This window comes from Mesorhizobium sp. M0816 (assembly GCF_040320005.1).
GTDB lineage: Bacteria > Pseudomonadota > Alphaproteobacteria > Rhizobiales > Rhizobiaceae > Mesorhizobium.
Window position 1 is genome coordinate 20,644 of sequence record NZ_JAMYOT010000008.1, and the last position, 18,149, is coordinate 38,792.

General features: G+C 62.1%; 21 protein-coding genes. 9 read left to right on the forward strand and 12 right to left on the reverse strand.

Going from position 1 to position 18,149, the window contains the following annotated elements; translation table 11 throughout:
• Positions 1-30: 30 nt before the first annotated feature.
• Genes NKI17_RS14005 through NKI17_RS14015 form a run of 3 tightly spaced genes read right to left on the reverse strand, consistent with a single transcriptional unit; the run spans position 31 to position 1,901 of the window.
• Positions 31-330 (reverse strand): GNAT family N-acetyltransferase, encoded by a 300-nt coding sequence (locus NKI17_RS14005; RefSeq protein WP_352906189.1) that lies wholly within the window; start codon positions 328-330, stop codon positions 31-33.
• The gene (locus NKI17_RS14010; protein ID WP_352906191.1) at positions 323-958 is read right to left on the reverse strand and encodes an alpha/beta hydrolase; all 636 of its coding nucleotides are present in this window, start codon (positions 956-958) and stop codon (positions 323-325) included. The genes NKI17_RS14005 and NKI17_RS14010 overlap by 8 nt, the downstream gene beginning before the upstream one ends.
• Positions 959-968: 10 nt before the next feature.
• The gene (locus NKI17_RS14015; protein ID WP_352574845.1) at positions 969-1,901 is read right to left on the reverse strand and encodes a VOC family protein; all 933 of its coding nucleotides are present in this window, start codon (positions 1,899-1,901) and stop codon (positions 969-971) included.
• A gap of 208 nt (positions 1,902-2,109) precedes the next feature.
• On the opposite strand from NKI17_RS14015, the gene NKI17_RS14020 reads away from it, so the two are divergent.
• Positions 2,110-3,702: an alkaline phosphatase family protein gene (locus NKI17_RS14020; protein WP_352646711.1), complete on the forward strand. Its 1,593-nt coding sequence runs from the start codon at positions 2,110-2,112 to the stop codon at positions 3,700-3,702.
• Between the two features lie 52 nt (positions 3,703-3,754).
• Here the strand turns inward: NKI17_RS14020 and NKI17_RS14025 are convergent, their stop codons facing one another.
• Positions 3,755-5,143, reverse strand: a complete 1,389-nt coding sequence (locus NKI17_RS14025) for a PRC-barrel domain-containing protein (protein WP_352574842.1) — start codon at positions 5,141-5,143, stop codon at positions 3,755-3,757.
• A gap of 253 nt (positions 5,144-5,396) precedes the next feature.
• Here NKI17_RS14025 and NKI17_RS14030 point away from each other — a divergent pair, with 253 nt between their 5' ends.
• Positions 5,397-6,317, forward strand: coding sequence for a diacylglycerol/lipid kinase family protein (locus NKI17_RS14030; RefSeq protein ID WP_352906193.1), 921 nt, complete (start codon positions 5,397-5,399; stop codon positions 6,315-6,317).
• A 59-nt stretch (positions 6,318-6,376) separates the two neighbouring features.
• Here the strand turns inward: NKI17_RS14030 and NKI17_RS14035 are convergent, their stop codons facing one another.
• Positions 6,377-6,550: a hypothetical protein gene (locus NKI17_RS14035; RefSeq protein WP_292659198.1), complete on the reverse strand. Its 174-nt coding sequence runs from the start codon at positions 6,548-6,550 to the stop codon at positions 6,377-6,379.
• Positions 6,551-6,696: 146 nt separating this feature from the next.
• On the opposite strand from NKI17_RS14035, the gene NKI17_RS14040 reads away from it, so the two are divergent.
• The gene (locus NKI17_RS14040; protein WP_352906194.1) at positions 6,697-8,223 is read left to right on the forward strand and encodes a sensor histidine kinase; all 1,527 of its coding nucleotides are present in this window, start codon (positions 6,697-6,699) and stop codon (positions 8,221-8,223) included.
• 55 nt (positions 8,224-8,278) lie between these two features.
• On the opposite strand, the gene NKI17_RS14045 is transcribed toward NKI17_RS14040, so the two are convergent.
• A complete protein-coding gene (locus tag NKI17_RS14045) occupies positions 8,279-8,758 on the reverse strand; it encodes a hypothetical protein (RefSeq protein WP_352906196.1) in 480 nt (159 codons plus the stop codon).
• 10 nt (positions 8,759-8,768) lie between these two features.
• Complete coding sequence (locus NKI17_RS14050) at positions 8,769-9,095, reverse strand: ElaB/YgaM/YqjD family protein (protein WP_023678546.1); 327 nt, start codon at positions 9,093-9,095, stop codon at positions 8,769-8,771.
• Positions 9,096-9,205: 110 nt separating this feature from the next.
• On the opposite strand from NKI17_RS14050, the gene NKI17_RS14055 reads away from it, so the two are divergent.
• Positions 9,206-9,703 (forward strand): response regulator, encoded by a 498-nt coding sequence (locus NKI17_RS14055; protein WP_352906197.1) that lies wholly within the window; start codon positions 9,206-9,208, stop codon positions 9,701-9,703.
• Between the two features lie 30 nt (positions 9,704-9,733).
• On the opposite strand, the gene NKI17_RS14060 is transcribed toward NKI17_RS14055, so the two are convergent.
• Together NKI17_RS14060 and NKI17_RS14065 are read right to left on the reverse strand one after the other, a co-directional pair.
• On the reverse strand, positions 9,734-10,285 hold the full coding sequence (locus tag NKI17_RS14060; RefSeq protein ID WP_023678544.1) for a sigma-70 family RNA polymerase sigma factor: 552 nt from the start codon (positions 10,283-10,285) through the stop codon (positions 9,734-9,736).
• 3 nt (positions 10,286-10,288) lie between these two features.
• Positions 10,289-10,492: a NepR family anti-sigma factor gene (locus NKI17_RS14065; RefSeq protein ID WP_023678543.1), complete on the reverse strand. Its 204-nt coding sequence runs from the start codon at positions 10,490-10,492 to the stop codon at positions 10,289-10,291.
• A 217-nt stretch (positions 10,493-10,709) separates the two neighbouring features.
• On the opposite strand from NKI17_RS14065, the gene NKI17_RS14070 reads away from it, so the two are divergent.
• The 5 genes from NKI17_RS14070 to NKI17_RS14090 all read left to right on the forward strand — a co-directional run bounded on the left by NKI17_RS14070 (position 10,710) and on the right by NKI17_RS14090 (position 14,013).
• Positions 10,710-11,504, forward strand: coding sequence for a response regulator (locus NKI17_RS14070; RefSeq protein ID WP_023678542.1), 795 nt, complete (start codon positions 10,710-10,712; stop codon positions 11,502-11,504).
• Positions 11,505-11,731: 227 nt separating this feature from the next.
• Complete coding sequence (locus tag NKI17_RS14075) at positions 11,732-11,896, forward strand: DUF1328 domain-containing protein (protein WP_023678541.1); 165 nt, start codon at positions 11,732-11,734, stop codon at positions 11,894-11,896.
• A gap of 191 nt (positions 11,897-12,087) precedes the next feature.
• Entirely contained in the window at positions 12,088-13,122 is a 1,035-nt protein-coding gene (locus NKI17_RS14080; RefSeq protein ID WP_023678540.1) for a sensor histidine kinase, read from the forward strand.
• Positions 13,123-13,254: 132 nt separating this feature from the next.
• Entirely contained in the window at positions 13,255-13,425 is a 171-nt protein-coding gene (locus tag NKI17_RS14085) for a hypothetical protein (RefSeq protein ID WP_352571970.1), read from the forward strand.
• Between the two features lie 342 nt (positions 13,426-13,767).
• Entirely contained in the window at positions 13,768-14,013 is a 246-nt protein-coding gene (locus NKI17_RS14090; RefSeq protein ID WP_006328050.1) for a YMGG-like glycine zipper-containing protein, read from the forward strand.
• A gap of 98 nt (positions 14,014-14,111) precedes the next feature.
• Here the strand turns inward: NKI17_RS14090 and NKI17_RS14095 are convergent, their stop codons facing one another.
• The 3 genes from NKI17_RS14095 to NKI17_RS14105 form a co-directional block, all read right to left on the reverse strand.
• A complete protein-coding gene (locus NKI17_RS14095) occupies positions 14,112-15,734 on the reverse strand; it encodes a CHASE domain-containing protein (protein WP_352571971.1) in 1,623 nt (540 codons plus the stop codon).
• Between the two features lie 129 nt (positions 15,735-15,863).
• Entirely contained in the window at positions 15,864-16,658 is a 795-nt protein-coding gene (locus NKI17_RS14100) for an ATP-binding cassette domain-containing protein (protein ID WP_352906199.1), read from the reverse strand.
• A gap of 77 nt (positions 16,659-16,735) precedes the next feature.
• On the reverse strand, positions 16,736-18,100 hold the full coding sequence (locus tag NKI17_RS14105) for a sugar ABC transporter permease (protein WP_352571973.1): 1,365 nt from the start codon (positions 18,098-18,100) through the stop codon (positions 16,736-16,738).
• Positions 18,101-18,149: the final 49 nt, after the last annotated feature.

Consider the following 18,149-nt stretch of genomic DNA (forward strand, 5'->3'; position numbering starts at 1 on the left):
TTCTCCTGTCATTCATCGAGGGGCTGTCTCTTACCGCTTCAGCACGTCCGCCCATTCCGGATGGCGGCGGAACTGAGCATTGGCGAACGGGCAAAGCGGGATGATCGTCTTGCCCGCCGCACGTGCATCCTCGACGGCACGGGTGACGAGGCGAAGCCCCGCGCCCTGGCCGCGAAATGCATCCGGCACTTCGGTATGGTCGATGATGATCTGGTGCTCGCCGATCTTGGTGAAGGTCATCTCCGCCTCGGCGCCGCCGGGCCGACGCAGGAGATAGCGGCCCTTCGAACCGCGGTCCTCCAGTTCGATCTCCGGCAATAGGTCAGACATGGCTTGCGGTCCTTTCGTCCGGCGCCACGGCGAACAGTCGCCGCGCCGCCTCGATCTCGCTCGGCCGCACCTCATGGCCGCCGTCATGCCACTCGACTGTGACATCGGCGCCATCGGCGCGCAAATAGGCTTCGAGCCGCGCCGTCAAATCAGGCGGACAGATCGGGTCCCGCCTGCCGGCGGTGACCAGGATGCGGCTGCCGCCAAGGCTGCTCTTGACCTCCGGCTCGAACGGGATCAGCGGATGCATCAGCACCGTTGCGTCGAACAGCGACGGTTCGGCAAACAGCACCGAGGCCAGGATGTTGGCGCCGTTGGAGTAACCGAGGCCGAGCACCGAAGATGGCCTTGCCGTCTCGACATGTGCCTTGACGAAGCCGGCCATCTTGTCCGTCGCTCGCGTGATGTCGCCCATATCGTAAACGCCCTCGCCGGTCCGGCGGAAGAAGCGTGCGGCGCCTTGTTCCGAGACATCGCCGCGCGGAGCGACGATCGTCGCTTGCGGCGCGAGATCGCGTCCAAGCGACAGAAGCTGGGCCTCGTCGCCGCCGGTGCCATGGAAGACGAAGAGCAGCGGTCCATCAGGCGAACCGGGCAGCACTTTGTGAATATACGAATCCTTGCTCATGACCTTGCCCTCAGTCTTCCAGTTTCTGCAGATGCTGCTCGAGATAGGGCCGCAAATGCTGGTGTTGCGACGGCAGCTTCAGCGCCTCGCCAAGATGGGCGGTATCCTCGTCGCGGTCGAAGCCCGGCTCGTTGGTGGCGACTTCGAACAGCACGCCGCCCGGTGTGCGGAAATAGATCGCCCAGAAATAATCGCGGTCGATCACCGGCGTCACCTGATAACCTGTATCGAGCAGCGCCTTGCGCACTTCGATCTGCTTGGCGCGGTTCTCGACGGCGAAAGCGACATGGTGGACCGAGCCGGCGCCGAGATTGGCGAAGCCGGCCCCTGGCAGCGATTCGATATCGACGACGTCGGCGCCGTTGCCGTTCCTCACCGCCAGCCGCCTGACGTTGCCGGACTTGTCGACCTCCTCATAACCCATGAATTTCAGCAGCTCTTCGGTGGCGCCGCCATCTTTCAGCCTGAGCGACACCGAGTGAAAGCCGCGGATCGCCTCGTCGGTGGGAATGCCACCCTTGGCCCATGGCGCACGGTTGTCCGCTCTGTCCTCGACCAGCGCAAACCCGTCGCCGTCGGGACCGGCGAACGCAAGACGCTTCTCGCCAAACGTCTCCTCGCGGGACAGCCCAGTGACACCTTGCTCGGCAAACCGTTTCTCCCAATAACCGAGCGTGCCTTCGGGCACCGAGTAAGCGGTGGTACCGACTTCGCCGATTCCATGGCGGCCTTTGCCGATGTTCGGGAACGGGAAGTAGGTCATCACCGAGCCGGGCGTGCCGACCTCGTCGCCGTAATAGAGGTGGTAGACATCGGGTGCGTCGAAATTGACGGTTTTCTTGACCCGCCGCAGACCGAGCGTCCCGGTGAAGAATTCATTGTTCTGGCGCGCATCGCTGGCCATCGAGGTGACGTGATGCAGGCCCTTGACTTGGTCGAGCATGTTTCTGCTCCTTTCCTTGTGCCGGTGCGGCCCTTGCCGCTGTCCACGCAAATATGAGCATCCGCCTCCTGGCCGCAAAGGCGGCAAACACAGAATGGACTGTGCTGTTAAAGTGAACGACGAAGCAGGTTTTGTTCACCATTCGGCAAACTGGACCGGCTTGCATACTCGCCGAAATTGCGCTCCATGAGCGACGCATGTAGCCAGCATGAGGATACAGCGGTTGAGTGGAAAACGCCCCAATATTCTCCTGATCACCTGCGACCAGTGGCGGGGCGACTGCCTGTCAGCTGCTGGCCACAAGGTGGTAAGGACGCCGAATGCCGACGCGCTGGCTGCCGAGGGCGTTTTGTTCCAGAAGCACTATGGCGGCGCCGCACCTTGCTCGCCGGCGCGCGCCTGCCTCTACACCGGCCTCTACCAGATGAACAATCGTGTCTGCCGCAACGGCACGCCGCTCGACGCCCGCCACGGCAACATAGCCCTCTGGGCACGCGCCCTCGGCTATGATCCGACGCTGTTCGGTTATACCGACATGGCGCGCGACCCGCGCACGCTGGCGCCTGGCGACCCGCAGCTGAAAAGCTATGAAGGCGTGCTGCCCGGCTTCACCGTGCGCCAGCTTCTGCCCGAGCACCAGAAGCCCTGGCTGTCATGGCTCAAGGCGCGCGGCGTCGATGCCGGCGCCGGCTCCCCCGCCATTCACCGCCCGGCGGGCGAAATCCTGGAAAACGACGGCGCGATCAGCAACGGTCCGCCAATCTATTCGAAGGACGAGACGCCGTCGGCCTTCCTGGCCGGCGAATTCATCCGCTGGCTCGGCGAGCAGGAGCGCGATGCCCCGTGGTTCGCGCATCTTTCCTTCATCAGCCCCCACCCGCCCTTCATCGTGCCAGCGCCTTACAACGCCATGTACGATCCGGCCATTGGTCCAGCTTTTGACCGCGCCGAAAGCTGGCAGGCCGAAGCAGCAAGCCACCCTTATCTCGCCTATGAACTTGACCGGCAGGAACGGTCGAAATTCCGTCCCGGCTCGGAGGGCAAGGTGCGCGACTGGGGCGACGACAATTTTCGCCGCATCCGGGCGCTCTATTACGGCATGATCTCGGAGGTCGACGCGCAGCTTGGCCGGGTCTGGCAAGCGGTCAAGGCGGCCGATGCATGGGACGACACCGTCATCGTGCTGACCTCCGACCACGCCGAGATGATGGGCGATCATTTCATGCTGGGCAAGGGCGGTTTCTTCGACGGCAGCTTCCATATTCCGCTGATCATTCGCGATCCGCGCCACCGCAAGGCTGCCGGCAGCAGTGTCGACCGCTTCACCGAGGCGGTGGATTTGGCACCGACCTTGCTCGATCTCACTAGGCTCGAGCTCACTGGCGGCGAAGTGCTGCCGCATCTCGACGGCCGCTCGCTGGCGCCTTTCCTGGACGCGACGGAGCCAGACGATTGGCGCGACGCGGCGCATTGGGAGTTCGATTTCCGCTCGATCGCGGATGGTGATGCCGAACGGTATTTCGGCATCGGTTCACGCCAGTGCAATCTCGCCGTCATCCGCACGCAAAAGTTCAAATATGTGAATTTCGGCGGCGGCCTGCCGCCCTTGCTCTTCGACCTGGAGAAGGATGCGCGCGAGTTGACCAATGTCGCTGACGACCCAGCCTATCTGCTGGCACGGCTGGAATTTGCCGAGAAGTTGCTCGCCTGGCGGGCCGAGCATCTCGATCAGTCGCTGGCGCTCGCCGAATTGACGGACAATGGCGTTGCCGGCCATGTCGCCGGCTTCCCCTCGAGATAAGCAAAGCCCGCGCCGTTGCCGGCGCGGGCTTCTCTGTCGGCCTGTGCGCAGCTTAGCGCATGATCATGCGCTGTTTCTCGCGATTTTGCGCATAGCTGGCCTTGTCATAGGGGGCCTGCGCCTCAAGCTGCTCCTTGGTGAAGTTCGTGTAGAGATAGCGCTTGCCGTTCTTGTCGGTCATGAATTTCAGGTTGTCCATGCCGACCGCCACCTCCTTCTCGCCGATGCCAAGGAAGCCGCCGACGTCGATGATGACTGCGTCGACCTTCTTGTCGCCGCCCAGCACGATATCGCCGATCTCGCCGACGTTGACATCGTTGGCGCCGTAAACGGTTGTTCCAACCAGATCCTCGGCCCGGATTTCGCCCATCGGCATTTCGGTTAGCGTCGACTTGTCGATCGACCCGGTCTTGGTCTGGTCGGCCGTGGAATTAGCCGGAGGCGCCGCTGCCGGAGCATTTTGAGCCGTCTTACTGGCCTGGTCAGTGTTGTTGGTCGTCGCAGTGTTATCGGTCGTGGCAGTGTTGCTGGCCGTCACGGTAGGCGTGACGACGGCTGGCGCATTAGCCGCGGCATCGTTCGACGCTGTGGTCGCCGGGGCCGGATCATAGGGCTTGCGGTCGAAATCCGGCTGCGCCGTCAGCTCTTCCCTGGTGGTTTGGGCAACCAACCAGCGATCGCCGTTCCTCTCGGCCCACTGCGCCTTGTCGAAGTCATAGGCGACGTTCTTTTCACCTATGCCGAGGAAGCCGCCGACACCGATGACCAGCGATTGCGCCTTGGCTTCCTTGTTGATGACGATGTCGTTTACGTCGCCGATGTTCTGGGCGTCGTCGCCGGTACCGTTGTAGACGGTCTCGCCGATGATATTGGTGGCAAGATTGCCTTCCGCGCGCTTCACGACCGGAGCGGGGTTGTTACCGGCCGGCGCCGCCGGGGCGTTCTGCGCCGTATCGGTGGAGGTCGACGGAGCGGCAGGAGCCGTAGCCGTGGTGTCTGTCGCTGCAGGCGCCGGATCATAGGGCTTGCGGTCGAAATCCGGATGACCCGTCAGCTCATCCTTCGTCGTTTGCGCTATCAGCCAGCGATCGCCATTTCTTTCGGCCCATTGCATCTTGCTGTAGTCGAAGGCGACGTTCTTGGTCCCAATGCCGAGGAACCCGCCGACGCCGATGACGATGGATTTTACCTGGCCGCGTTCGTCGAAGACGACATCGGTGACCTTGCCGATATTCTCTGCATTGTCGCCGGTGCCGTTATAAACCGACTCGCCGATGATATTGGTGACAAGGCTGCCCTCGGCGCGTTGCACCGGAGCGGCTGGAGCGGAATTCTCTACGGCGGGTGCTTGCGCCGGCGCCGGGGTCGTCGCCGATTGCGCAAATGCACCCGTCGCAATCAATGTTGCGACTGCTGTCGTGGTTAAAAGGGTGCGGATCATCTTAGTGTCTCCTCGTCGATGATTTCGTGCACGCCGTGCCCGCATAGCGTCGCTGCGGGCGCAGCGTCTTCTGCATGTTCACAACGTTGTGACCACACTGTTGTTCCGAAAAAAGCCGTGGCGCACCCGGTGCCATGTCGAAGGTTCTCGGATTCGCCACGCTGGTCGAAAGGAACATTTTCTCGGCCGCCCCGTTCCACTCTCGGCTGGGACCCCGTCCCGGCCGGATAGGTGCTGGAAAAATGGAGCGGCCATGCGGTTTGCAGCGGTGCTGAACAAGGACGGCGGCACCCTGCGCACCATCAATCTTGAGGCCTTCGCCAGTCGGATGCGCGGCACGCTTGAGACTGCCGGCCACTCGATCGATATCGAAATCGTCGCCGGCAAGGATATCGTCGCCACGCTGGACGACATAGCTTCCAGGCGCGGCATCGACGTCGTGCTGGCGGGCGGCGGCGACGGGACCATCTCGGCCGCGGCAGCCCGTTTGATGAATGGGGAGAAGGCGCTTGCAATTCTGCCGGCCGGCACAATGAATCTTTTTGCGCGCGGCCTCGGCATTCCGCAGACCCTTGATGCGGCACTGAAATCGTTTGCCGACGGCGAGGTGATGGCGATTGACATTGCAACAGCCAACGGCCGGCCTTTCGTGCATCAATTCTCGATCGGCATGCACGCCAGGATGGTGCAACTGCGCCAGAAGATGGAATTCGGCTCGCGGTTGGGGAAGATGCGTGCCTCGGTGCGGGCCGCTTGGGCAACGATCAACAACCCGCCGGCCATGAACGTAACGCTGACGGTCGGTGAGGCCGAGATCAGAACGCGGATCACCGGCATCGGCATCACCAACAATCTGTTCGGCGAGGGCCACCTGCCCTATGCCGATAATCCGGCAGGCGGCGTGCTGGGCATCTATGTCACCGTGGCAAGGCGGCGCGGCGAGTTGATCAGGTTCCTCTTTGACGTCGCCCGTGGCAAATGGCGCGGCAACGAGCATGTCGAAATTCATCAGGCAAACCGCGCCGTTTTGACAATCCATTCGAGGAACAGGAAAGTTCAGGCAGTCATGGACGGCGAACTGGTAAAGCTCGATCGCGAGACGACCGTCGAAATCCATCCGCGCGCGTTGAATGTTCTCGTCCCTGCGCGCGCCGCCGAGGCAAAGGTTGCCTGACGTGGGAATGCGTGATGTGGGGTTGTGTGATGCAAACTGGCGCGAGCGATGGAGAGAACCTAGCCGCTGGGCGTGTTGCCCTGTTCGGTCTTCGGCGTCTCGATCATCCAGCCGTAGATTTCGGCGACGCCCCAGGCGATAAAAGCCAGCAACAGCGCGGCGATCAGGATACGAAGGACATGCCGACCCCGCCGCCCTTGACGGGCTTTGTTTTCAGGAATGGTTTTTGGCATTGTCTGGCTCCATATTTGGCGCCGGCAGGCGTAACTGGCGGGGCGTTGGCTGGTAACGGTCCCCCGCCGCGAAAGTTCCGGCTCTGCAAGGCGGCAGACGGGCCGGTTGGCCTGACCAATCAGCGGAGCCGGCCACCGGGGGCATAGTGGACGACAATAGCCAGAACACGCCGGGCCTGCCGGCCGATATTCGCCGTGTGGTGGGCGCCGCGGACCGTCTTGCCGTGCTGCACGGCCTCGACACGCTGGACGGGGCTGCCGACCCTGATTTCGATCGTATCGGCGGTCTTGCCGCTTCGGCGATGCAAACGCCTGTCGCACTGATCACGCTGGTCGATGCCGAGCGGCAGTGGTTCAAGTCCTGTATCGGCCTCGACGAGACCGAAACCGCAACCGAGACATCGTTCTGCGCCTATACCATCGCAGCCGGCAACGTGCCGATGGTGGTGGCCGACACGGCGGCGGATCCGCGGTTCAAAGCCAATCCGCTGGTCACCGGCGAGCATCATATCCGCTTTTACGCAGGCGTGCCCATCGTAATCGACGGCGCGCTGATCGGCACGCTGTGCGTGCTCGACCGGAAGCCGCACGCACGTCCCTCCTCTGTCCAGCTCGACCAGCTGTCGGCGCTGGCCGGCCTTGCCGCCAGCCTGTTCACGCTGAAGGATGCAACCCGCAGTGCGGCGATTGCCAAGGCAGCACTGGTTCGAGAGGAAAAGCGGCGCGCCATCGCGCTCGACGCGGCTTCGCTTGCCAGCTGGGCATGGGATATCCGCAGCGATATGATCGACTGCGACGTCCTGCTGTCCGAATTGTTCAACCTGCCGAAGTCGAACAGGCTGAGGGCGCGCGACATCCTGATCGCCATCGACCCGCGCGACGTTCACCAGACCGAAACACGCTTTCGCGACGCGCTGACCGGCAGCGACGATTATTTTGGCGAATACCGTGTCAAAGGCCTCGATCCGCCGCGATGGATCGCAACGCGCGGCCGCGTCATAGAGCGCGACGGCGAGGGCAAGCCAACGCTGATCTTCGGCGTCAACTACGACATTACCGAACGCAAACTTGGCGACGAACGTCAACGGCTGTTGCTGCGCGAGCTCAATCACCGCGTCAAGAACACTTTGGCAACCGTACAGGCGCTGGCGACGCAGACCGTTCGCCATGCCCGCCAGCCAAGCGAATTCCTCGAAGCCTTCAGCGCCAGGCTGCAGGCACTGGGCGTTGCGCACAGCCTGCTGTCGGACCGCGAGTGGCGCGGTATCGGCATCCGCGAGCTGGTGGAGATCGAGCTAAAGCCGTTCCAGGCCGCCGGACAATCGCGCATGGCGATCTCCGGCGCCGATGTCCTGCTGTCACCCGACCAGGCAGTCGGGCTCGGGCTGATCCTGCATGAACTGGCAAGCAACGCACTGCAATACGGGTCGCTCTCGGTTTCCTCCGGAAAGGTCGATCTCGATTGGAGGGTACAAGGCAGGAAGGGCGCACGGCGTCTGTTGCTGGCCTGGCGTGAAAGCGGCGGCCCGCGGGTTGCGCCGCCCAAACGCCATGGCTTCGGCTCGATCCTGATCCGCCGCAGCCTGGCCAAGGTCATTTCCAGCGAGGTGACCCATGAATTCCGGCCGGAAGGCGTGGTCGCCGAAATATCGATTCCGCTCGAAGATTTGTGACGCCAGCATTTTGCGACCGGCGCCAGAATCGTTTGCCCCGAACTATCCCTCCGAACTATTCCCGTTTGCCGATATCCGGATCATCGGAGCCGCGCTTCACGTTCTCGCGGTAGATAGCGTAGGCGGCGAGTGCTATCGCCGGGCCGAGAATCGCGCCCAGTCCGGCCTTCCCCGGGCCACCTTTGCCCTTGAGCAGCGCCGGCAGCACGGCGAGTACCGCAGTGATGCCGATAGCCTTCATGTCGGCGTTGCGTCGCTTCGCCCGGCGCCTGGCGCGCGAGCCGGCCGACATCCGGTAGACGAGCAGGATGAGACCGGCGATTGCCAGAAAGCCGATCCCGAAGCTCAGGGAAGCTGCCATCGACCCATAGCGGGCCGCCGTCCAGATATAGGCCGCCCCGACGAGGAAGCCGAGGCCGCACAGCGCCGCGAGCGCTGCGACCGAATAGACAATCGCAGCGACGCGTGCGCGTTGCACCGCCGCAATGGTTTCGCCCGAGGCAAGGCCCGAGATCAGCGATGCAAGCATTCCCATGCGTGCAGAACTAACGGCGCGCGAGAAGAGCGAAGAGGAATCCGACGCCTGCGGCGATCGCCAGCGAAGTCACCGGTTTTTCGCGCATATGCGCTATCATCTGCGCCTCGATGTCCCTGGCGTTGCTGCGCAGGCTGTCGAAGGCTGCCTCGCCCTGGGTTCGCAACTGCTCGACGCTTTCGGCGGCGGCTCGCCGTGCTGCCCCGTAGCCATGTTCGCCAGTTTTGGCCAACAGCTTGGTAAGTTGGTCGATGTCGGCCTTCAATTGTGCGATGTCGGCCTCAATATCGGAATTCGTGCGGGCTTCGTTCGCGGCCTTTCCTGCGGCAGTCGCCATTGCTTCACTCTCCATGCTTTTGCTCGGTCGAAACGCCCGACAGACCCCAAGGTTCCGGCACGAACCTCTTCTAACCCTATCTCCAGCAGCGCGCGTTGCAAATGCCTTGCATGGGCCGACGCCGACGCATCCGCGCCGGCACGTCTTTTTTAAATGACAGCATGCCAAATAACGATCATGACTTCCCCCGTTTCACGATAGAGACGAATTTAAGGAGATATTGCTGCGTGCGCCCATCGCTTGAAGGTTTGCGGATTCTTATCCTGGAAGATGAGTTCCTGATTGCCATGGATATCGAGCAGCTTTGCCGCGACTACGGCGCGCTCGATGTGGTCATCGCCCGTGATCTGACTGAGATCGAACAGCAAGACGTTGCCGCGCAATTCGATGTGGCCATCGTCGACCTCATGCTGAGCGGCGTTTCGACGCTCCAATTTGCTTCGCGGCTGCGTGAAGCGGGCATCCCGTTCGTCTTCGCCTCGGGCTATTCAGATACCGACGAGATCAAGAAATCCTTTCCCGGCGTCAGGCTGGTCACCAAGCCCTATTCGGGAGACGATCTCGTCGAGGCAGTGGTAACGGCCTGCAGGCGCACGCCTCTTCGCTGAGGCGCGGAGCGGTTCGAACACGCCGGCGCTTCACGCAGCCGTCGACCCGGTTACCTGAGCCGAAATTGCGTCCGGGCCATACTCGTCTTCACCGGAGATCTTCAGGATTTCCTGCAGCCGTGTGCGGGCGCGGCTGACGCGGCTCTTGATCGTTCCGACGGCGCAGCCGCAGATCTCGGCTGCTTCCTCGTAGGAGAAGCCCGACGCGCCGATGAGGATAATGGCTTCGCGCTGGTCTTCTGGCAGCAATTCGAGCGCGCCGCGAAAGTCTTCGAGGTCAAGCTGGCCGTGCTGGGCCGGGTGAACGGCAAGCCTGGCCGTCATGACGCCATCGCTGTCCTGCACCTCGCGGCCGCGCTTGCGCATCTGCGAATAGAATTCGTTGCGCAAGATCGTGAACAGCCATGCCTTCAGGTTGGTGCCGGGCTGGAAGCTTTCATGCTTGTCCCAGGCCTTGACCAATGTTTCCTGCACCAGGTCGTCGGCCTTGTCGGCGTTTTGCGTCAGCGACACGGCAAAAGCCCGCAGGCTCGGGATCGAGCCGAGCAAGTCGGTCTTAAAGCCCTGGGAGACGGCCGCCATGCCTCAGTCCTTCTTTTGTACAGGTTCGGCCTTTTCCAACTGGCTGAGCAGTTGGGCGAAGCGATCCGGCACATTGTCGGAGACCAGCTCGTCATAGTATTGTTTGAGTTTACGGCCGATTTCCGAGTTCGGCCCAAGCGGGTCGCGGGAAGCAGCCCGGCGCCCGTTGCCAACGCCACCCATGGTAGCTTTCGTCATGTTCTTCATTTCGCCCTTTTGTCCCAGCCTTAAGCCGCCCTTCAACACATAACGCAATGCAAGCGGCAGCCTCGTCTGGTTGCCCAACCCGCCCTTAAACGCCAGCCTCACATATTAGTTCCGCACGATTGGAACCTTTTTCAAGGAGCCAGCGTTTCAATTGCTGGGCTTGCAAACCGTTTTTAGCTGTAACATGCAATCACGTCATATGAGGGAGACGTCCACTATGAGCCTATCAGCAACCATCGCTCCGCACCTGCCGTTCCTGCGCCGCTTCTCGCGCGCCGTATCCGGATCGCAAGAGAGCGGCGACGCGCTGGTCGCCGCAATGCTCGAGGCCATCATTGCCGATGTCGACATCTTTCCGGACGCATCGAACGACCGCATCGCGCTCTACAAGGTCTTTGCCAAGCTCTTCACCTCGGTGGCCATTCGCGTTCCGCAGGAGCATGCCCAGTCGGCATGGGAACAGCGCGCCGCGGCCAATCTGAATGCAATTGCGCCTCGTCCCCGCCAAGCCTTTCTGCTGGTGGCGGTCGAAGGCTTCAGCGAAGACGAGGCGGCGGAGATTCTCGACGTCGACGAACAGGAATTCTCCGAACTCCTCGCGCAGGCGAGCAACGAGATCTCCCGTCAGGTGGCAACCGACGTGCTGATCATCGAGGATGAGCCGCTGATCGCCATGGATATCGAGGAAATGGTCGAAAGCCTCGGCCACCGCGTCGTCGGAACGGCGCGCACCCACGCCGAGGCGGTGGCGATGTTCGGCAAGGCGCGGCCAAAGATGGTGCTTGCCGATATCCAGCTTGCCGACGGAAGTTCGGGCATAGCGGCCGTGAATGAGATCCTGTCGTCGACCTCGGTACCGGTGATCTTCATCACCGCCTTTCCCGAGCGCCTGCTCACCGGCGAGCGGCCGGAACCGGCTTTCCTGGTTACCAAGCCGTTCAATCCGGACATGGTCAAGGCTCTTATCAGCCAGGCCCTGTTCTTTGACCGGCACGCGAAAGCCGCGGCATGAAACAGCCGGCGGCCGAACTGCGGCCGCCGGGATAGCCATTCCCTTGGATCAGATGGGGCGTGACGCCGGCTCAACTCACTGGCAACCAACTGGGGCAACCAACTGGACCTTTCCACACACCGCGGCAATTCGGGCCCTGAAGATTTTCAGCATCGTCTTTTTCGGAAAATGGTGGAACAAACGGAGGCGAATCACGTTTTCACCGCAGCATTGGAAGGAGATCGATCATGCTTTACTGGGCGCTCGTATTTCTCGTCGTGGCGATCATCGCCGGTGCGCTTGGTTTCGGCGGCATCGCTGGCACCTCGGCCGGCATAGCGCAGATATTGTTCTTCATCTTTCTCGCCTTCCTGATCATATCGCTTATTGCCGGCCTGATCAGACGAGCGTGAATGCCAAGCGGCCATTCAAGCGAACACTGGAAGCCGCACCCCTCAAACGGTTTCCAGCCACCGCCGGGCAGTGTCCTCCAACGGGATGCCGCTCGGCGGACCGCTTTTTAAGGCTTGATACGAAGCTCCTCCTTTTGGAACCCATTTTTCCGCGAACCGTTCAGCCCGACATGGGTTGAGCAAATTGACCGATGCGTTCCAGAGTCGGAAAAATGAAAGACCGCGGCCAGAGTGATGAGATCATCGCTTTGCATCCTGCCGAAAGCGGGATGCAGCTTGGCCGGGCCCTTCTCCATGCACTGCACAATGCCGGGATTTCCGTCCTATACCAGGATCGCGAGATGAAGACGGTGTGGGCGCGCAACATGCGCGCGCCCTGGACTTCCGATGCCTCCGACAACAACGGCATCTTGCCGCCGGCGCAGGCGGAGCGTATCGGCGCCGCCAAGCACGACGTCATCGCATCCGGCAATCCTCAACATCTTGAACTCAGCGTGCCGGCCGATGACGGCGCCCGCTGGTTTCAGGTGTGGATAGACGCCGACCGCAGCGAGACCGGCGCGGTGCAGGGCGTCGTGACCACCATGGTCGAAACAACCGAGCAGAAACGCCGGGAGCAGACGTTGAAGGCGCTGCTGCGCGAAGTCAGTCATCGCTCCAAGAACCTTTTGGCCATCATCCAGAGCATCGCCACCCAGACGGGCCGTTATTCCGGCAGCATTGACGATTTCCTGACGCGCTTCCGGGGCCGATTGCAGTCGCTGGCCTCCTCGCAGGATTTGGTTACGTCATCCAACTGGCGGGGAGCGGCGCTGCGCGAGCTGGTTTCCGGTCAGGTCGGCAGGTACGGCGCGGATCCCTTGCACAGCCTACGCTTCCGCGGCGCAAATCCATATCTCAACCCCAATGCCGCCTTGCACATCGGCTTGGCCATGCATGAGCTCGCCGTCAATTCGGTCAGCTATGGCGCGCTGTCGCGCAGCGACGGTTTCGTCGAGGTGACGGCCGATCTGACGGCAGCTTCCGCTGGCGAGCCTGCGCTGTCGCTGACATGGGCCGAAGTGATCGGAGCCAACGACAATCAGCGCAGTGAGAAGCGTTTTGGCAGCGTCGCGCTCGAACGCGTCGTGCCCACTTCATTGAATGGAACGGCGACACTTGAGATCACCGGGAACCGCCTCGAATACCGCCTTGTCGTTCCTCACGGCAATTTCGAGACGGATTAACGAGCGGCGGTCGCCGCGCGAAGGCTTGCTGCGCATCGCCATCTTTAACCGACTGTTCACCATAAAGTCCGATCCTGTCCGAACGTGCCGATCCACCGGATTGAGTTTGGCACAAAATGAAGGGAATGGGCCTTGACGGCTGCCGACTTGAACAGACTGGAACAGGCCGCTCGCGTCTCGATGGGCGGTTTTCAGGATCCCGACGCGTCCGCAGCGCCCGCGCCTCGTGCTTCGCCCCTCCGCTTCGCCGCCGTCGCGCTTATTGCCGCGATCGTCCTGACCGCCGCGTCCCAACTGATCTGAATCGAACTCGCCTCTGCTTGATCGCTTTGAAACCACTGCCCGAGTGCTCGGCCGTGCCCGTTCGCGGTCACCGACCTGCAGGGCCAGGCCCAACATGCCGTCGCCAGATGCCTTGCCGTCGATCCGGCGAGACCGACTATGACAGGATCGTCTGGAACGTGCGTCCCAGCGGCACGCTCGATGCGTCCTTGGAGATTTCCGGGTTCGTGGTAGCATCGAACGGCGCACGCCCCGAAAAAGACTATCTTAATCAACAATGAAATCGTGCGGGCAAAGGCCGTACTTTCATGCTAAATGGCGGCTGGAGCTTATTAAAGTGAGGACAAAAGTGAGGATGACTCCATGCGGAAGATGATTATTGCCATGGTTGCCGTGGTTGCGGTCAGCGGCTGCACCACCACGGAAGAGAACGTGGGTATCGGCACTGTGGGCGGCGCGCTCATTGGTGGCGCTGTCGGCGGCGGCAAGGGCGCTTTGATCGGCGCCGGCGCTGGTGCGATTGGCGGTCTGCTCGTTCGCCGTCTGCAAAATGGCTACTGCCAATACAGAGATCGTCACGGCCGGATTTACACAGCTCGCTGCAACTAGTTTCGAGCTCCAGGCGAACAGCAAACGCGGAGGCAGGCCACCTGTCTCCGCGTTTGCCCTTTAAAGCGCTGTTGCGACGCGGCCCACGAGACGGCGTTTCAGGCCGGCAGCGGAACCCTGATTTCCACGTTCAAGCCATCTTCGCGAAAATCGCGCCTGATTGTGCCACGCAATTCGCGCGTGACGTTGAGATCGATCAGTCTGGTGCCAAAACCGCTCTTTGCCGGTGTCTCGAGCTTCTTCTGACCGGCCTCGCGCCAGTTGAGAGCCAATGTCCGGGTGCCGCTACGGGCTTCGAGCGACCAGTCGACCTTCAGCGCACCGACTGAATTGCCGGCTTCGCCATGCTTCAGCGCATTCGTCGCGAGTTCGTGAAAGACGAGGCCGAGTGCCTGCGTCGTCTTTTCATCGAGAAGAACCTGCGGTCCCGACAGCAGCCCTTCAGGAAGCTCACTGCCGAACACCTGGCCTAGCTCGATGCGCAGCAGGTCGCCGAGATCGGCTTTCTGCCAGCGTGAGCGCGTCAGCATGTCCTGGGAAGCCGCCATCGCCTGCAGCCGGGCCGAGAAAGAAGCCGAGAATTCCTGGACGTCGGTGGTGTGCGATGCTGTCTGGCGCGCGATTGCCAGCACCCGCGTGATCGAGTTCTTGATGCGATGCTTCATCTCCTGCAGCATCAGGTCTTTTTCCAGCAGGCTCTTTTCGGTCGTTTCGTGAAGCAGCGAGACCGCCTCATAGGCCCGCTCCTGATAGCGGGCCACCAGCGCGATGGCGCCCGCAAGCAGCAGTCCGAACAATCCGAGCATCACCGGGATGGCGCGCGAGGAAGGTTGCGAGAAAGCACTTGTCGGCCTGAACAGGACGACCCACGGCCGGCCGGCGACGGTGATCTTGCGGGTGACCAGCAGCCTGTCGCCGAGGCTCGAAACTGGCGGCGTTTCCGATTGGAACAGCAGGTTGTCGCTGTCCACCGTGCCGTCATAGATCTCGGTGTTGACCGGCAGCAATGGTGCCCGGCTGAGCGCAGCCTGGAACACATCACGGGCGCGGAAGGCCGCATAAAGGAAGCCGGCAGTCGAGGATCTCGTCGCGTTCACGGCGTCCGGCGCGGTTTCGACATTGAGCCGGACGAAGACGAGGAACCCGGTAAAGGTCTGCGCGGCACCCGTATCCTTGCCGAACTGCACGAGCCCGCTGGCGTGCTGCTGGTCGTCGGCCATCGCCTTTTCGATCGCCTCGCGCCGCGCCGGCCCGGTGAACATGTCGTAGCCGATGCTGGATTTGTTGGACGGATCCAGCGGTTCGAACAGCACGATGGGCGTACGCCACGGTAAGTTCGTGTCGGGATAGATCGGATGGCTTGCGCCGTGATCGTGCAGGATGTCGCGCTCGACCGCCGCCTCGTTGCCAGTTTTCGCCAGGCGGACGAAACCGATGCCGCGCAGGCCGGCGAAATTATTGTCGATGTCGAGCGCGTTGAAGAAGGCCTTGAACTCGCCCTGCGAGATACCGCCATTGCGTGCGTCGAACAGCGCCCGGGTCGAACGCAGCAGCGACAGGTCCAGGTCGATGCGGCTTTCGATCCGGTTAAGCGCATCGTCTGCCGTCGCCTCGAATTTAATGCGGGCCGCCTCTTGGGTGGCAAAATAGGCAAAACCCGCCATCGTCAGGCTGATCAGCGCGACGGCGATAAAAGCGACGGTCGGAAAAAGCTTCTTCAATTGCTGATACGTCCCGTGGACGGTTCGGCATCTTTATGGGCAAGTCCTGACGCCAACACAATGGCGAGGCCAAAGCATGGTGACGGCTGGCACATTTTGGCGGCTTGTGATTAGCCGGCTAATTCTCGTTCATGCGGCGATCTTCAGCGCGCCCGGCCCCGGAATGGCGCCGGGTGGGCACTTGCCGAGGATGATCATGCCGAGCACCTCGTCCTGGGTGACGTCGGTTGTGCGCGCCGTTCCGACAACCCGACCGTTCTTCATGACGCAGACACGGTCGGCAAGCTCGAACACGTCGTGAATATCATGGCTGATCAGGAAGATGCCGATGCCGTCGGCCTTGAGCTGCCTGACCAGTTCGCCGACCTGCGCCGTCTCTTGCGGCCCGAGTGCCGCCGTCGGCTCGTCCATGATCAGGATGCGAGCATTGAACAGGATGGCGCGGGCGATCGCCACCGACTGCCGCTGGCCGCCCGATAGCTTTACCACCGGCTCCTTGAAGCGTTGGAAACGCGGATTGAGCCTGCCCATCACCTTGCGCGCCTCGGCCTCCATGGCGACGTCGTCGAGCGTACCCCAGCTGGTCATCAGCTCGCGGCCGAGAAACAGGTTGGCGGCCGCATCGACATTGTCGGCCAGCGCCAGCGTCTGGTAGATCGTCTCGATGCCGTACTTCTTGGCGTCGCGGGGATTGGAGATCGAAGCCTCCTCGCCGTTGACGAAAATCTGGCCCGCATCGCGCTTGTAGGCGCCGGACAGGGTTTTTATCAACGTCGACTTGCCGGCACCGTTGTGACCGAGCAAAGCCATCACCTCGCCCGGGAAAAGGTCGACAGAGGCATCGTCGACGGCGCGAATGCCGCCGAAAGCGATGGAGATGTTGCGCATGTCGATCAGCGGCGTGGGAGCGGTTTTGTCTGCCATGCTCGTCCTTCCTCCCTATAGATCCTGCTTGAGCGTCAAGTTGTACGAAAACCGGTTTCCACCTTGCGGGATCATGCTCAGACCCGTTTGCGATAGACGGTATCGAGCCACACCGCGACCACCAGCACGGCTCCGACAACGATGCTCTGCAGCGGCGAATCGATGCCGAGCAGCACCATGCCGGACTGCAGCGACTGCATCAAAAGCGCGCCGAGCATGGCGCCGAGCACTGTGCCGGAGCCGCCGGCGAGCGACGTGCCGCCGATCACCGCCGCCGCGATGACCAGGAGCTCGTCCAGCGTGCCCAGCGCATTGGTCGACGAGTTCTGCCTGGCTGACGAGATCGCTGCGGCGATCGTCGCCAGCACGCCCATGATCATGAACACCTTCATGGTCACCCAGCGCGTGTTGATACCGGCAAGGTTGGCTGCTTCCGGATTGCCGCCGATGGCGAAGACATAGCGGCCGAAACGGGTACGCTTGGCGATGAAGGTCATGATCAGCCCTACGGCTACAGCCATCAGCACGGGTATGGCGATGCCATGGGCGATGAACAGCCCGCCTTCGGGAACGGTTATATTGTTGGCCGCCGCATATCTGTTCACGATGCCGACCGGCCAAGGATAGGAATTGGCAAGCCATATGGCGCCCATGATGACAAGGCAAGTGACGGCCCCGAGGAACGTCTCGGCCCAGATCGGGCGTAACGGGAAGCGGAACCGCTTGCGCTGCACCCGCCCGTTGAGCAGCATGAACACAACCGCCAGGCACGCGACAATTCCGACGATCCAGCTCCATCGCGCACCGATCGAACCCGTCGGTCCGCCGCCCATCAGCTGGAAAGTGGCATCTAGCGGCGCAATCGTCTGCCCACTGGCGACCCACCATGCGGCACCCCGCCAGACCAGAAGGCCGCCCAGCGTCACGATGAAGGCCGGCACCTCGAGATAAGCGATGATGTATCCCTGGAACGCTCCGATCAGAAGGCCAAGCGCCAGGCCGATGGCCAGCGCCAGGATCCAGATCCAGGGGTTGCCTAATTGCAGACCGACCATTCGCACCAGGAAATGCACCTGCGCAAAACCCATGACCACGCCGATCAGGCCTTCGGCGGAGCCGACCGACAGGTCGATATTGCGCATGACGATAACCAGCACCATTCCGGCGGCCATTATGGCCACGGCCGAAGTCTGCACCGACAGGTTCCAGAGATTGCGTGGCGTCAGGAAGGTCCGGCTGTCGAAGTCGAACGGATTGACGCCGAGCCGTACGCTGGAAATGACATGCAGGCCGACCCAGATGACCAGCAGCGCGCCGACCATGCCGAGCATGCGCGTGTCGAGTTCGGTTGCCTTGAGAAATCGGGCAACGATGCCGAGCTCGGATTCCCGTGCCCGGTCTGCCGTGCTGTCGACCGGCGTGTTGGACGTCGTGTCGGTCATGATGTTTCTCCCGCCGGGTTGCCGTCTGCCGCGGATGCCGGAAGCAGCC